We start from the raw sequence: 13912 nt of genomic DNA on the forward strand, positions 1-13912 counted from the left end.
AAACCGCAGCCGCCCGTGGGACCCATTGGAGTTGTGCCGCCCCGGCACCGGTGCAACCGACATAGGGACCCCGGCGCGGGTTGCATGAAGGATGGCGACGGTGAGGTCGGCCGATTACGGCCGTGCAGTGTCCGCCCGGCTGCGGATCTCAGCCAACGTATCGTCCCGCAGCAACCGGCCGTTCTCCCAGACCGTGAGCATCGCATCCACGTAGCCCGGCGGCAGCGTGGCGGATGTCAGCGATTCGGCGTCGGCCGGCACCGACACCGTCCGGAACTGGCCGTACTCGCGATGGCGCAGCAGGCGCATGCGGCCGCGCTTGCTCTGCTTGCCGCTGTCGGTCACCGGGTCTTTGTAGACGTCGATCCACTTCCCGTCCACGCGCGCGGCCGAGCACTTCAGCGCGAACTTCTGGGTGTCGCGGTCCAGCCGCTGCAGCAATGCACCCCCCATGCCGAAGGCGACGTTGTCGGCGGCGTAGCCGGCGGTGGTGATGCTGGCCAGGATCTGGCCGATGCTGGTCGGGTTGACGCCGTCACCCTGGATCACGCGCACGTGGTTGAGCACCTTGTAGCCCTTGCCGTTGACCACGTGGCCGAAGGCCTCATCGAGTAGCTGCAGGCACTGCAGCACCACCGCCACCGGGTCGCCCGAATCCGGGCGGATCACCACGGTGGCGCCCGAGTCGATCACCTGCTGGCGCAGGGTGGTGCCCCAGTGCCGGGTGATCGCGTGGAAGATGTCGTAGCTGTCCGACACCACCGCCACCAGTGCACCCGGGGTGGCGAAGCGGGCGAGCATGTTGCGGTAGGCCTCCACTTCGTTGTCGCGGCCCCAGCTGGTGATGGTGCTATGTTCGGCGGCCGGGATCGAACAACCGGCCATGGCCTCGTGGTAGAAGGCACGGGCGTACAGCAGGGCCGAGACGGTATCGGTGCCGAGGAAGTTGACCAGGTGCGCCGCGCCACCAATGGCGGCCGATTCCAGGCTCGACACGCCACGGCTGCCGAAGTCGTGCAGCTTGAACGGCAACTGGCCTTCCGGGTCATCGCTGGTGCGTTCCAGGTACTGGCGGATCGTCTGCTTGGCGTGCCAGCTGGTGGTGGCCACCGTGACCGGGTACCACACGCGCAGCAGCATCGTTTCCAGATACGACGGCACCCAGAACGCCTGCGGGTCGGTCGATTCGATCGTCATCAGCGCATTGTGCACCGGCACCACGGTGCCCTCGGGCACGGCGCGGATAAGGATCGGCAGCAGGCCGCCGTGCGTATCGACGATGTAGCGCCAGCCGGCCTCGTTGAAGGGCTCGCCGTGGGCGGCGAAGAGATCGCGCGCCACGTCGATGTCGGCGTGGGTGATCGGCTTGGCCAGGTAGTCCTTCAGCAACGCCTGCAGGCCGAAAAACAGCGTGCGGTCGTAGTGGCCACCACGCGACTCCACGTAAAAGAAGGTGGCGTCGGTGCCCGGCGGATACTGCAGCCAGTGGCTGGCCTTGTAGCTGTCGGTGTTGAGGAGAAGATTGTCGAGGTAATGCATGACGGGAAGCTCCTTCGCGTCGGGTGACACCGGCGGTCTATCCGCCGGCGGGAAAAGCCGGGATCAGCCCCGGCCCAGGAAGAACTCCAGGATGTGCAGGTGGTCTTCGTACAGCTTGGGGCCCATGTCCAGCGCTTCGCTGACCGGGATCCAGCGCGCCTTGTCGGCATCGTCGCCGCCGCGCACGGCCGGCAGTTCGCCGGCGGGAAAATCGAAGTGGAAGGCGTGGGTGATGGTGCGGCCGCGCTGGCTGCGTTCGGGGTGGTCGAACACATGCTGGCCCTTGAGCGAGCCCTTGAGGACCGGCGCCGGGATCTTCAACCGGGTTTCCTCGCGCAGTTCGCGCAGGCAGCTGTCGAGCAGGCCCTGCTGCTGGCCGACGAAGCCACCGGGCAACGCCCACAGGCCCTTGCCGGGTTCGGCACGGCGACGCACCAGCAGCACGTGCCCCGAATGCACCACCACCGCGTCGGTGGTGACGAACGTGGGCGCATACGGTGCGTCTTTCCAGGCGGCCTTGTACTGCTCGATGAACTGGTACTCGGCCACCAGCTGGGCGTAGGCCGGGCCGCTCTTGCGGAACGCCTCGAGCATGGCATACACCGGCGCCGGCACGTTCCCGCGCAGCATCAGCAGCGCACCGTGGAAATCCACGCTGCCGGCTTCAAACAGATAGCGGCGCAGCTCGGTGGCCGACAACGTCTCGGTGTGCTGCACATCCACCAGCGGCCACTGCGGGAATTCGCGGAGGTAGTAGCTCGAATCGTCCTTGTCCATCCCGACCAGGCCGATCTTCGCTTCGCCCGCATGCCCATCGGCGCGTATTGCCTCGGCCACCGTGCGTTGCACGCCGGCGATCCACTGCGCTTCGTTGTACAGGTGGTCCTTGAGCGGACGGATCAGCAGGCGCTCGCCCGCACCCTCAAGCGCGGCCTGGATCATCACGGCGCGTTCGGCCACGGTCCAGGGGTTGCGGAGGCTGCGGGGGGTATCGGCAGAGCCGACCAGGAAGATCAGCTTCTTGGCCCGGCTCAGTGCGAGGCGGGCAACGGCGGCATGGCCGTTATGGAAGGGCTCGAAACGCCCGATGAACACCAGATAGTCATATTCCATGAGAATCCCCCATGTCGTTGCAGGTGCCGTGGGTCTATCCCTTGGCTGGTGCCAATGCTACTCCTCTGTCCTGCGCCGTCAACATCGGTCGCGCGTGCCGTCGAGCACGGCCACCACCTGCGCCACGCGCTGCTGCAGCGGGCCGACCAGCACGGTGAACGGCATCCCGTGAGCGTCCAGCGCCTGCAGATACGCGCGGTGCTGCGCGTGCCGGAACGCGTCATCGCGCCGGGTGCCGTCCTGTACGAACGGGAAATCCGGCGCGCACAGGAACAGGTGGGTGTAGCGCCGTTGCGCCAATGCATGCAGTGCCGGTTCGGCGCGACCGAACATGGACAGGCAGTACAGCAGCGTGGTCAGTGGCGTGGTATCGCAGACCAGCCAGCGATGGGCCTGTTCGGCCAGTGTCTCTTCGCGCGCTACCTGCACTTGTGCGATGTGCAGCAGGTCGTCGTAGTCGAGCGCGCCGCCACGTGCCACCCAATGTTCGCGTCCGAACTCGGCCGCCCACGCGGTCTGCAGCTGAGCGGCCAGCGCGGCGGCGAGCGTGGTCTTGCCGCTGGACTCGCCGCCGAGCAGGCCAATGCGGCCGACGAAACCTGCGTACACGCGCGGATCGAGGAAGCCGCGCAGTGCGTGCGGGTCACGCCGCACCGCCGTGCCCGACACCGCCACCGTGCTGCGGGCCGGGTCCAGGCACACATGCGCCACCGGCCAGTGCGTGCCGGCCTGCGCACTGAAATGGCGCTGCAGTGCGGCCGCGAATCCATCGCCGTAGGCCTCGCTGGTGAATACCGCGTCCACCCGGCGCTGCCACAGCGTGCTGCACACCCAGGCCACGAACGCACGCTGCGTGGCATCATCATCGCTGTTGTCCGGCAGCGGCCGCATCGGCACGCCCAGTTCCGCGCAGCAGGCCGCCAGCCGTGCTTCGTCGAGCACCAGCCGGGTGACCTGCGGGTACAGCGCCTGCAGCCACGCCTCACGCCGGTCGGCCTCACAGCCGGGCAGTTCCGGCTGGCTCCAGCTGAGCAGCAGCACGCTGTCGCAGCGGCGCAGCGCGTGGTCGATCAGGGCCTGGTGGCCCCGGTGCAGCGGGCTGAACTTGCCCACCACCAGGCCGGTGGCGAAACGTTCAACCATGCGCGGCACCGGTCTGGTCGCGCATCAAGTGCCGCCAATGCCGCAGCGAAACCAGCGCGTTGATCCAGAACACCCCGTAGAGCACCGCAGTGAGGTGCAACCCGCGGCTGGCGTACAGCGGAATGGCGATGCTGTTGACCAGCAGCCAGAACCACCAGGAATCCAGCTTGCGGCGCATCATCAGCAGCTGCGCCACCACGCTCAGCACCAGCACCGCCGAATCCAGGAACGGCGCGTAGGCGTCGGTCCAGGTGTGCAGCAGCAGGCCGTAGCCAATGCTGGCCAGCACCGCCGACGGCAGCATCCAGCCCAGCGTGCGCAGCTGTACCCGGCTGATCGGCAATGCATGCCCGTGGTCGCCGCGTAGCCACTGCCACCAGCCGATCACGCTGGTGAGCACGAACACGCCCTGCAGCACCACATCGGCATAGAGCCGGGCCTCGTAGAACACCAGGCCGAACAAGGTGCAGCCGATGATGCCGGTCCACCAGGTATGCACGCTGTTGCGCCCGGCCAGCAGGATCGAGGCGGCCACGGTGAGGTTGGCGGCAATTTCCAAAGCGCTGGTCATGCGGCTGCGCCGGCGGGCGGGGAACGCAGGGTGGGCGTCGGCATCGGGTTCTTCAGCGGCAGCGGTGACAAGCCGCCCAGTTTACCCGCCGCCCGCAGTGCATCCGCCGCGGCGCTGGCTGCGTATCTGCTGGTGACCCCCACGTGGAGCCGGGCATGCGCCGATCCCTCTTACTGTCCTTGGTGCTGCTGCTGTGCCCGGTGCTGCCGGCCGCGGCCCAGCAGGTGCTGCGCCAGGAAGGCCGCGCCTATGCGCCGGCCGATGGCCGCCTGCTGTACCGCGAAACCCACTGGCTGCAGGGCCCGCCCACGGCGCGTTCCCGGCTGGTGCTGTACCGCTGTGCCGACGGCCGCGCGTTCGCGCGCAAGTGGATGACCCCGCAGGGCAGCCCGCAGACCCCCGATTTCGCCTTCGAAGATGCCCGCAACGGCTACCAGGAAGGCCTCCAGGCCAGCGCCACGGGGCGGACCGTGTACGTGCGTGAAGACGCGCGCGCCGACCGGGTCAGCCGTGCCATCGCGATCCCGCCCGATGCAGTGGTCGATGCCGGCTTCGATGCCGCCGTGCTGGGCCACTGGGACGCCCTGCAGGCCGGCCGCCCGGTGGCGTTCCAGTTCCTGCTGCCCAGCCGTCAGCGGCTGGTGCCGTTGAAACTTCAACGCAACGCGTCGGTCACCTGGCAGGGCCAACCGGCCGAACAACTGCAGATGCGGCTGGATGCCTGGTTCGGCTTCGCGGTCCCGGCGGTGACCCTGGTGTATGCGCGCAACCGCCCGCGCCTGCTGCAGTTCAGCGGCACCGGCAACGTGCGTGATGCGCAGGGACGCTACCCGCAGGTGCGCGTCGAATTCCCGGCCGAGCCGGTCACGGCGAGCGCCGCCGAACTGGCCGCGGCACGGCAGCAGCCGCTGGTGGCCACATGCGCCGGATGACGCCCCCCTTGCGCCCTGCGCGCGCAGCGACGACGATGCGGGCTGTCTTCCTGCCGATGTTGAGTCTGCGATGCCTGAGCTGGAGCTTGCCGATACGGGTGCCGCACGGCGCCTCGACGACCTGCTGGTCCGGGTTGCCAGCGGCGATCGCCAGGCCTTCGAGTCGGTGTATCAGCTGGCGTCCGGACGCCTGTTTGCGATCTGCCTGCATGTCCTGCGCGACCGCAGCGACGCCGAAGAGGTGCTGCAGGATGTCTTCACCAGCGTCTGGCACAAGGCGGCGCAGTTCGACCGCGCCAAGGCGGCGGCCATGACCTGGCTGTCGATGATGGCGCGCAACCGCGCGATCGACCGTCTGCGCGCGTCGCCGCCGCGCCCGCTGGAGGACGTGTCGGTGGCCGATGAAATCCCCGATTTCGCCCCGCAACCGGCCCAGGTGGCCGAACAGGCCAACGACAGGCAGCGCTTGGACGACTGCCTGGACACCCTGGAACCGCGCCGCCGTTCGCTGATCCGGTTGGCGTTCCTGGACGGGGCCAGCTATGAGGAACTGGCGCGCCGGATCGGCTCGCCCCTGGGTTCGGTGAAAAGCTGGATCCGGCGCGGCCTGGGCCAACTACGGGTGTGCCTGGAACGATGAACATCCGCGACCTCCATGACCTGCATGACGACGGCCAACCGCCGAGCGCTGACATCCTGGCCGGCGAATACGTGCTGGGCGTGCTCGATGCCGCCCAACGCAGCGAGGCCGAGCAGCGCATCGCCAAGGACCCCGGCTTCGCCCGGCTGGTGAGCCAGTGGGAAAACCGCCTGGCGCCCATGCTGGACACGCTGGGCAGTGAAGCGGTGCCTGCGCACGTGTGGCCGCGCATCCGTACCGCGCTGGGCTGGCCGGCGGTCGGTGCCGGTGCGCCCCGCGCGTGGCAGCGCACCGGGTTCTGGCAGGGCATGACCGCCCTGGCTGCCGTGGTCGCACTGGTGGCGGTGTTCAGCCGAGGCCAGCTGGAACCGGTGGCCCCGGTTGCCCCCCCGGTGGCGGTCACCCCGACACCGCCGCCCACCCCGTCCGAACCGGAGCAGGCGACCAAGCCGGTCACCCCGCTGGTGCACGACGACGGCACGCCAGGCTGGTTGGCCTCGGTGGACAAGGCCCAGGGCAAGGTGCTGATGGTGCCGGTGCCGGCTGCTGCCGATGCGGCCGGGCGCGCCCCGGAACTGTGGTTGATCCCGGCCGGCGGCACGCCGCGTTCGCTGGGCCTTGTGTCCATCAACCGCGCCCATACGGTGACCGTGCCGGACGCACTGCGTGATGCGCTGGTGAACGGCTCCGTGCTGGCCATCACGCTGGAACCGTCCAGTGGCGCGCCGCAGGGCATCCCGACCGGGCCGATCATCGCCAAGGGCGACATCGCCACCCTGTAACGCGCTTTTTTTGGTTCTTCTCCCATCTGAGAGAAGGCGCAGATTGGATCGGCTGGCGTCCCCGATCGGGGCGGTCGCGCGCGTGAGGGCCCCGTAGCAGCCGGTAGGCCCCTGGCGCAAATGTCCCCCGGCCGCGGGGCGGCCTCCTCCTTTATTTTGCCCAGGAGCCTACCGGCTGCTACGGGGCTCGGCTTGCGGTAAGCAGGGGAGAAGCCTGGCTTTTCGGGCGCTGTCGGTGGGTCGGGCGCTGGGTCCCCATGCCCTTGGAGGCGAAATAAAGGGGGAGGGGGCGGCCGCAGGCCGACGCCGGAGGACATTCGCCGGAAAGGGCATGGGGGCCCAGCGCCCGGCCCGCCGACGGCTGCGCCTGAAAAGCGTCAAGGCACGTTTCTGCCTGCCCCTCAGCTAGGCGAAGAACCTTTTTTTCCGGATCCGTGCATCCGGATGGGCCTGGTTCCCGTATCTCCTGACAAGCACGCCAGGAGATTCGCGATATGTCGGCCGGACCCGCCACTGCAGCACCCCGCACGGCCCGCCGTGGCCTGATGGCCACCGTGCGGCGCTGGTTCGATACCAGCGCCGAGGCGGCGGTGGCCGACGACGCGGCGCAGCGCGTGGACTGGCTGCGCGCGATTCCGTTCGCGGCGATGCACCTGGCCTGCCTGGCGGTGATCTGGGTGGGGGTTTCCTGGGTGGCAGTGGGCGTTGCGGTGGCGTTGTATGCCGTGCGGATGTTCGCCATCACCGCCTTCTACCACCGCTACTTCTCGCACCGCACCTTCCGCACCTCGCGCGCGGTGCAGTTCGTGTTCGCGGTGATCGGCGCGGCCAGCGTACAGCGCGGCCCGCTGTGGTGGGCCGCCCACCACCGCACCCACCACCGCCACACCGACACCCCCGCCGATCCGCACTCGCCCGGCGTGCATGGCTTCTGGTGGAGCCACATGGGCTGGTTCCTCACCACCCACGGCTTCCGCACCCAGTGGGACCGCATCCCCGACCTGGCCAAGTACCCGGAACTGCGCTGGCTGGACCGCTTCGACACGCTGGTGCCGATCGCGCTGGCCGCCGCCCTGTTCGGTTTGGGCGTATTGCTCGAACACGTGGCGCCGTCCTGGGGCACCACCGGCGGACAGATGCTGGTGTGGGGCTTCTTCATCTCCACCGTGGTGCTGTTCCACGCCACGGTCACCATCAACTCACTGGCGCACCGTTTCGGCCGCCAGCGGTTCGCCACCGGTGACGACAGCCGCAACAACCTGTGGCTGGCGCTGCTCACCTTCGGCGAGGGCTGGCACAACAACCACCACTTCTTCCCGGGCGCCGCGCGCCAGGGCTTCTACTGGTGGGAGATCGATGTGACCTGGTACGGCCTGCGGCTGATGGCGGCGCTGGGCCTGGTGCGCGACCTCAAACCCGTGCCGGCCTGGGTGCTGGCCAAGGCGGAGCACTGACATGCGTATCGCCGTGATCGGATCGGGCATCGCCGGCCTGGCCAGCGCCTGGTGGCTGGGCCAGCAGCACGAGGTGACGCTGTTTGAGGCCAACGACTACCTGGGCGGCCACACCCACACCCACCAGGTGCAGGTGGACGGCGCCAGCCATGCGGTGGACACCGGCTTCATCGTGTTCAACCCGCTGCACTACCCGCTGCTCACCGCGCTGTTCGACGAACTCAACGTGGCCTCCCAGCCCACCACCATGAGCTTTTCGGTGCACAGCGAGCGCAGCGGGCTGGAGTACAACGCCACTTCGCTGGACGGGCTGTTCTGCCAGCGTCGCAACCTCGTTTCCCCGCGCTTCTGGGGCATGCTCGGCGACCTGCGTCGCTTCTACCGCGAGGCGCCGGCGTTGCTGCACGGCGACGATGCGGGGCCTTCACTGGGGGACTACCTGCGCGCCGGCCACTATGGGCGCACCTTCATCGACGAGCACCTTCTGCCCATGGCCTCGGCGTTGTGGTCCTCGCCTACCGCCAGCCTCGAAGCCTTCCCGGCGCGCTACCTGGTGCAGTTCATGGCCAACCACCAGATGCTGCAGGTGAGTGGTCGCGCACCGTGGCGGGTGGTGCAGGGCGGCTCGGCGCGCTACATCGACGCGATGCGACGGCGTTGGCACGTTCGCGAACGGCTGGATTGCCGCGTGTTCGGCGTGGAGCGCCACGAGCATGGGGTGCGCGTCCACAGCGCAGCCGGGCTGGAGGGCTTTGACCAGCTGGTGCTGGCCTGCCACAGCGACCAGGCCCTGGCGCTGCTGTCCGATGCCGACCGGAGCGAGCGCAGCGTGCTCGGCGCGATCCGCTACCAGCCCAACGAGGTGGTGCTGCATACCGACGCGCGCCTGCTGCCGCGCAACCGCAAGGCCTGGGCCGCCTGGAACGCACACGTACCGGCCAGCCCGCTGGCGCCGTGCACGGTCAGCTACCTGATGAACCAACTGCAGGGCATCGACACGCCCACGCCGCTGGTGGTCACCTTGAACCGCACAGCCGCCATCGATCCGGCCAAGGTGCTGCGCACGCTGCACTACGCGCACCCGGTGCATGACCACGCGATGGTGGCGGCGCAGCAGCGCTGGGCCGAGATCCAGGGCCAGCGCCGCACCTGGTTTGCCGGCGCGTACTGGGGCTGGGGCTTCCACGAAGACGGTATCCGCAGTGCACGGCGCGTGGTCGATGCGCTGCAGGCGCTGGACGCCGAGTCGTACTGGCCGCTGGCCGAGGCGCAACCGGCATGAGTGCCAGCGCCCTTTACCGTGGCCGCATGCGCCACCGCCGCCACGCCCCGCACCCGCATGCGTTCGGTTACCCGGTGGCGCAGCTGCTGCTGGACCTGGATGAGATCGACACGCTGTTCGCGCGGCGCTGGCTGTGGTCGGTGGGACGCCGCAACCTGGCCGAATTCCGCCGCAGCGACTACCTCGGCGACCCGGAGCAACCGCTGGCCGACGCGGTACGCGCGCGCATCACGGCGGCATTGGGCCGCGCACCCCACGGACCGATCCGCCTGCTCACCCACCTGCGTTATGCCGGCCACGTGTTCAACCCGGTCAGCTTCTACTACTGCTACGCCGACGATGGCCGCACGCTGGACTGCATCGTGGCCGAGATCACCAACACCCCTTGGAAGGAGCGGCACGCCTACGTGCTGCCGGTAGCCGCCGCCGATGCCAGCGGCCGCGCGCTGGCCTGGGAATTCGACAAGCAGTTCCATGTATCGCCCTTCATGGCCATGGACTGCCACTACCGCTGGCGTTTCACCGCGCCCGGTGACGACCTGCATGTGCACATGCAGGTGTGGCGCGCCGGCGTACGCCAGTTCGATGCCGATTTGATACTGCAACGCCACCCGATCACCGCGCGCAGCCTGGCCGGCGTGCTGCTGCGCTTCCCGCTGATGACCGTCCAGGTGGTGGCCGCCATCCATTGGCAGGCACTGCGCCTGTGGCTCAAGCGCACTCCCGTCCACGACCATCCATCGCTTGCAGGAAAACGCCCATGAACGACATGACCCGCCCGGTTGCGCTGCTGACGCCCACGGCGCTGGAGCGCTTCCTGCGCGATCGCCTGCTGGCCCAGCTGGCGCCCCTGAGCGGCGGCTGCCTGCAGCTGCGCGATGCTGCCGGCGATGTGCTGCTGGGCGATCCGGCGGCCACCCTGCGCGTCAGCGTGTGGGTGGATGACCCCGCCTTCTACCGGGCGGTGGCGGCGCAGGGCAGCGTGGGCGCGGGCGAATCCTACATCCGTGGCGACTGGCACTGCAGCGACCTGGTGGCGCTGGTGCAGCTGCTGGTGCGCAACCGCGACCTGCTTGACGGCATGGAGCGTGGCGTGGCGCGCGTCGGCGGCTGGCTGCTGAAGGGCTGGAACCGGCTGCGCCGCAATACCCGCGAAGGCAGCCGCCGCAACATCGCCGCGCATTACGACCTGGGCAATCCGTTTTTCTCGCTGTTCCTGTCGCCGGACCTGATGTACTCCTCGGCGCTGTATGCCAGCCCGGCCGACTCGCTGGAAGACGCCTCGCGGCGCAAGCTGGCACGCATCTGCGCGCAGCTGCAGCTGCAGCCGGGCGACCACGTGGTGGAGATCGGCACCGGTTGGGGTGGGTTCGCGTTGTACGCAGCCGGCGAGATCGGCTGCCACGTCACCACCACCACCATCTCGGTGGAACAGTACACCCTGGCCAAGGCGCGCGTGGAAGCGGCCGGCCTGCAGGACAAGGTCACGCTGCTGCTGAAGGACTACCGCGACCTGGACGGCCAGTACGACAAGCTGGTCTCCATCGAGATGATCGAGGCCATCGGTGCGCAGTACCTGGACACCTATTTCGACACGCTCACCCGCCTGCTCAAGCCCGAGGGCCTGGCGCTGCTGCAGGCCATTACCATCGAAGACCAGCGCTACGAACAGGCGCGGCGCAGCGTGGACTACATCAAGCGCTTCGTGTTTCCCGGCAGCTTCATTCCCTCGATCAACGCGATCATGGCGGCCAAGACCCGCAGCAGCGACCTGCAGCTGATCGGCCAGCAGGATTTCGGTACGTCCTACGCGCTCACCCTGCGGGCCTGGCGGCAGCGCTTCCTGGCGCAGCTGCCGGCGGTGCGCGCGCAGGGCTTCGACGAACGTTTCATCCGCCTGTGGGAGTTCTACCTGGCCTACTGCGAAGGCGGTTTCCTGGAACGCTCCATCGGCGTGTCGCACCTGCTGATGGCGCGCCCGGGCTACCGGCCTGCCGCGCCTGGCGAAGGCGGCTGAGATGGTGCGCTTCTGGGCCAACGTGATCGGCAACCAGCTGGTGTGGCTGTGCGCGGTGGTCGGCGCCGGGCACGGCCTGCGCTGGCCCGCGTTGCTGGCCGCCGGTGTGTACGTGGCCAGCCAGCTTGCGCTGTCGCCGCACCCCGGTGTTGAACTGCGCCTGCTGGGCGTGGCGCTGCTGTGCGGTCTGCTGGTGGATGGCGTGGCCGGTGGCTCGGGCTGGGTGCACTATGCGGCCGGCAATGGGCCGGCGTGGGTGGCCCCGGTGTGGATTCTGGCCTTGTGGGCGGCGTTCGCCATGACCTTGCCGGTCTCGTTTGCGGTGCTGCAGAAGCACCTGCGCATCGCCGCCCTGGTCGGGCTGCTGCTGGCACCGCTGGCCTATCTGTCGGCGGCACGTGGCTGGTCAGCGGTGGTTTTCGCTGCGCCGCGCTGGCAGGGCGTGCTGTTGCTGGGCCTGGGTTGGTCATTGGCGCTGCCGGTGCTGGCCGCGTGCGCGCGCCACTGGCAGCGCACGTCGCCCCCCCTTTCTGATACGGCGGGAGAACACGCATGAAGCTGCTGTGGTGGGTATGGCTGTATGCCGCGTTGATCATGAGCTGGGGCTGGTGGTGGCAGCGCCGTCACCAGAATATCGGCGTGGTCGATGTGCTGTGGGCCAAGGGCGTGGGCGCGTCGGCCCTCCTGCTGGCGGTGCTGGGCAGCGGCGCACCGGCACCGCGCATCGCCCTGGCGGTGCTCGGCGGGCTGTGGGGATCGCGGCTGGCGCTGCATCTGTGGCACCGCGTGCGCAGCGAACCGGAGGATGGCCGCTACCAGCACCTGCGTGCCCACTGGAACGGGCACCAGGGCAAGATCTTCGGCTTCTTCCAGTTCCAGGCGGGGCTGATCGTGCTGTTCGCGTTGCCGTTCGTTGCGGTCGCGCACAACCCCCAGCCCGATGACCTGCGCTGGATCCTGGCCGCCATCGCGGTCTGGCTGCTCAGCGTGGGCGGCGAAGCGCTGGCCGACCGCCAGCTGGCACGTTTTCGCGCCGACCCCAGCAACAAGGGCAAAACCTGCCGCGACGGGCTGTGGCGTTACTCGCGGCACCCCAACTACTTCTTTGAATGGCTGCACTGGTTCACCTACGTGCTGCTCGCCGTGCATTCGCCGCTGTGGTGGCTGGCCTGGTCCGGCCCGGTGGTGATGTACGTGTTCCTACGCTGGGTCAGCGGCATTCCCTTCACCGAGGCCCAGGCACTGCGCAGCCGTGGCGAGGACTACCGCGACTACCAGCGCACCACGCCGATGCTGTTCCCGTGGTTTCCCTCCCGCTCATCGAATACCCGCAAGGAGCCGTCCCCGTGAATGTCGCCAGTGACTACCTGCCCGCGCCCGACCACGCCCCGGGCCTGACCGGCCTGGCCGAGCGCGGCCTGCTGCCCGACGCGTTGCTGCGCCTGGGCATCCGTCGTCAATGCGAGGCGCGGCTGCGCGAGGAACTGGCGGGTGGCCAGCAGGCGCAGTCGCAGCGCTTTGCCGCGCGCATCGCCGAGCTCTCGCACAGCGCCGTGGCGCTGCACGTGGATGCGGCCAACCGCCAGCACTACGAAGTGCCGGCCGGCTTCTTTGAGCTGTGTCTGGGCAAGCGCCTGAAATACAGCAGCTGCTACTACCCCACCGGCACCGAAACACTGGACCAGGCCGAAGAGGCCATGCTGGCCCTGTACGGCCAGCGCGCCCAGCTGGCCGATGGCCAGGACATCCTGGAACTGGGCTGCGGCTGGGGCTCGCTGACCTTGTGGATGGCCGAGCATTATCCGAATGCGCGCATCACCGCCGTGTCCAACTCCAACAGCCAGCGCGAACACATCCAGGCGCAGTGCCGCCTGCGCGGGCTGAACAACGTTACCGTGCTGACCCGCGATGCCAATACGCTGGTGCTGGATGCGGCCGCGTTCGACCGTTGCGTGTCCATCGAGATGTTCGAGCACATGCGCAACTACCAGCAGCTGCTGCAGCGCATCCACGGCTGGCTGCGCCCGCAGGGCAAGTTGTTCGTGCACATCTTCGTGCACCGCACGCTGATGTACCCGTTCGAGACCGAGGGGGACGACAACTGGATGGGCCGGCACTTCTTCACCGGTGGCCTGATGCCCGCCGCCGACACGCTGCTGTGCTTCCAGCAGCACCTGCACCTGCAGCAGCGTTGGCTGCTCGACGGCACCCATTACCAGCGCACCGCCAACCATTGGCTGGCCAACCAGGACCAGCACCGCGACGCGGTGCTGGAGATCATGCGCCAGTGCTACGGCGCGCCCTCGGCAGCGTTGTGGGCGCAGCGCTGGCGCATGTTCTGGATGGCCTGCGCCGAGCTGTTCGGCTACCAGGACGGCCAGCAATGGCAGGTGGCCCACTACCTGTTCGACCGCCCGTGACCCCGCCTGCCATGAGGAT

General features: G+C 68.7%; 14 protein-coding genes. 10 read left to right on the plus strand and 4 right to left on the minus strand.

Translation table 11 applies throughout. From position 1 onward, the window contains the following. Positions 1-114 precede the first annotated feature (114 nt). From GQ674_RS20810 to pnuC, 4 genes are all read right to left on the minus strand, one after another. Complete coding sequence (locus tag GQ674_RS20810; protein WP_159498943.1) at positions 115-1539, minus strand: nicotinate phosphoribosyltransferase; 1425 nt, start codon at positions 1537-1539, stop codon at positions 115-117. A 63-nt stretch (positions 1540-1602) separates the two neighbouring features. Next, positions 1603-2658 carry a bifunctional nicotinamide-nucleotide adenylyltransferase/Nudix hydroxylase gene (locus GQ674_RS20815; RefSeq protein ID WP_128095511.1) on the minus strand — a complete coding sequence of 352 codons (1056 nt, stop codon included), beginning with the start codon at positions 2656-2658 and terminating at the stop codon, positions 1603-1605. Between the two features lie 72 nt (positions 2659-2730). After that, positions 2731-3795 (minus strand): AAA family ATPase, encoded by a 1065-nt coding sequence (locus GQ674_RS20820; protein ID WP_159498945.1) that lies wholly within the window; start codon positions 3793-3795, stop codon positions 2731-2733. Then, positions 3788-4366, minus strand: a complete 579-nt coding sequence (pnuC, locus tag GQ674_RS20825) for a nicotinamide riboside transporter PnuC (RefSeq protein WP_159498947.1) — start codon at positions 4364-4366, stop codon at positions 3788-3790. The genes GQ674_RS20820 and pnuC overlap by 8 nt, the downstream gene beginning before the upstream one ends. A gap of 155 nt (positions 4367-4521) precedes the next feature. Here pnuC and GQ674_RS20830 point away from each other — a divergent pair, with 155 nt between their 5' ends. From GQ674_RS20830 to GQ674_RS20875, 10 genes are all read left to right on the plus strand, one after another. Then, positions 4522-5298, plus strand: a complete 777-nt coding sequence (locus GQ674_RS20830; protein ID WP_159498949.1) for a hypothetical protein — start codon at positions 4522-4524, stop codon at positions 5296-5298. A gap of 70 nt (positions 5299-5368) precedes the next feature. Further along, positions 5369-5938: a sigma-70 family RNA polymerase sigma factor gene (locus GQ674_RS20835; protein ID WP_159498951.1), complete on the plus strand. Its 570-nt coding sequence runs from the start codon at positions 5369-5371 to the stop codon at positions 5936-5938. Next, positions 5935-6720, plus strand: coding sequence for an anti-sigma factor (locus GQ674_RS20840; protein WP_159498953.1), 786 nt, complete (start codon positions 5935-5937; stop codon positions 6718-6720). The genes GQ674_RS20835 and GQ674_RS20840 overlap by 4 nt, the downstream gene beginning before the upstream one ends. Positions 6721-7214: 494 nt before the next feature. Further along, positions 7215-8174 carry an acyl-CoA desaturase gene (locus tag GQ674_RS20845; protein ID WP_159498955.1) on the plus strand — a complete coding sequence of 320 codons (960 nt, stop codon included), beginning with the start codon at positions 7215-7217 and terminating at the stop codon, positions 8172-8174. A gap of 1 nt (position 8175) precedes the next feature. Next, on the plus strand, positions 8176-9456 hold the full coding sequence (locus GQ674_RS20850) for an FAD-dependent oxidoreductase (RefSeq protein ID WP_159498957.1): 1281 nt from the start codon (positions 8176-8178) through the stop codon (positions 9454-9456). After that, positions 9453-10220, plus strand: a complete 768-nt coding sequence (locus GQ674_RS20855; RefSeq protein WP_159498959.1) for a DUF1365 domain-containing protein — start codon at positions 9453-9455, stop codon at positions 10218-10220. The genes GQ674_RS20850 and GQ674_RS20855 overlap by 4 nt, the downstream gene beginning before the upstream one ends. After that, the gene (locus tag GQ674_RS20860) at positions 10217-11473 is read left to right on the plus strand and encodes a cyclopropane-fatty-acyl-phospholipid synthase family protein (RefSeq protein ID WP_159498961.1); all 1257 of its coding nucleotides are present in this window, start codon (positions 10217-10219) and stop codon (positions 11471-11473) included. The genes GQ674_RS20855 and GQ674_RS20860 overlap by 4 nt, the downstream gene beginning before the upstream one ends. A gap of 1 nt (position 11474) precedes the next feature. Further along, on the plus strand, positions 11475-12029 hold the full coding sequence (locus tag GQ674_RS20865; RefSeq protein ID WP_159498963.1) for a DUF2878 domain-containing protein: 555 nt from the start codon (positions 11475-11477) through the stop codon (positions 12027-12029). Beyond that, positions 12026-12823, plus strand: a complete 798-nt coding sequence (locus GQ674_RS20870; protein WP_159498965.1) for a DUF1295 domain-containing protein — start codon at positions 12026-12028, stop codon at positions 12821-12823. The genes GQ674_RS20865 and GQ674_RS20870 overlap by 4 nt, the downstream gene beginning before the upstream one ends. Beyond that, positions 12820-13893 (plus strand): cyclopropane-fatty-acyl-phospholipid synthase family protein, encoded by a 1074-nt coding sequence (locus tag GQ674_RS20875; protein ID WP_159498967.1) that lies wholly within the window; start codon positions 12820-12822, stop codon positions 13891-13893. The genes GQ674_RS20870 and GQ674_RS20875 overlap by 4 nt, the downstream gene beginning before the upstream one ends. Positions 13894-13912 lie beyond the last annotated feature (19 nt).

Origin of the sequence: Stenotrophomonas sp. 364 (assembly GCF_009832905.1) — a bacterium.
In the GTDB taxonomy this organism is placed as follows: domain Bacteria; phylum Pseudomonadota; class Gammaproteobacteria; order Xanthomonadales; family Xanthomonadaceae; genus Stenotrophomonas; species Stenotrophomonas maltophilia_AP.

What these genes read in the sequence shown, in the direction of transcription:
- GQ674_RS20810 (WP_159498943.1), bottom strand. Translation starts at nt 1,539, where the DNA reads ATGCATTACCTCGACAATCTTCTCCTCAACACCGACAGCTACAAGGCC.
- GQ674_RS20820 (WP_159498945.1), bottom strand. Translation starts at nt 3,795, where the DNA reads ATGGTTGAACGTTTCGCCACCGGCCTGGTGGTGGGCAAGTTCAGCCCG.
- pnuC (WP_159498947.1), bottom strand. Translation starts at nt 4,366, where the DNA reads ATGACCAGCGCTTTGGAAATTGCCGCCAACCTCACCGTGGCCGCCTCG.
- GQ674_RS20830 (WP_159498949.1), top strand. Translation starts at nt 4,522, where the DNA reads ATGCGCCGATCCCTCTTACTGTCCTTGGTGCTGCTGCTGTGCCCGGTG.
- GQ674_RS20835 (WP_159498951.1), top strand. Translation starts at nt 5,369, where the DNA reads ATGCCTGAGCTGGAGCTTGCCGATACGGGTGCCGCACGGCGCCTCGAC.
- GQ674_RS20840 (WP_159498953.1), top strand. Translation starts at nt 5,935, where the DNA reads ATGAACATCCGCGACCTCCATGACCTGCATGACGACGGCCAACCGCCG.
- GQ674_RS20845 (WP_159498955.1), top strand. Translation starts at nt 7,215, where the DNA reads ATGTCGGCCGGACCCGCCACTGCAGCACCCCGCACGGCCCGCCGTGGC.
- GQ674_RS20850 (WP_159498957.1), top strand. Translation starts at nt 8,176, where the DNA reads ATGCGTATCGCCGTGATCGGATCGGGCATCGCCGGCCTGGCCAGCGCC.
- GQ674_RS20855 (WP_159498959.1), top strand. Translation starts at nt 9,453, where the DNA reads ATGAGTGCCAGCGCCCTTTACCGTGGCCGCATGCGCCACCGCCGCCAC.
- GQ674_RS20860 (WP_159498961.1), top strand. Translation starts at nt 10,217, where the DNA reads ATGAACGACATGACCCGCCCGGTTGCGCTGCTGACGCCCACGGCGCTG.
- GQ674_RS20865 (WP_159498963.1), top strand. Translation starts at nt 11,475, where the DNA reads ATGGTGCGCTTCTGGGCCAACGTGATCGGCAACCAGCTGGTGTGGCTG.
- GQ674_RS20870 (WP_159498965.1), top strand. Translation starts at nt 12,026, where the DNA reads ATGAAGCTGCTGTGGTGGGTATGGCTGTATGCCGCGTTGATCATGAGC.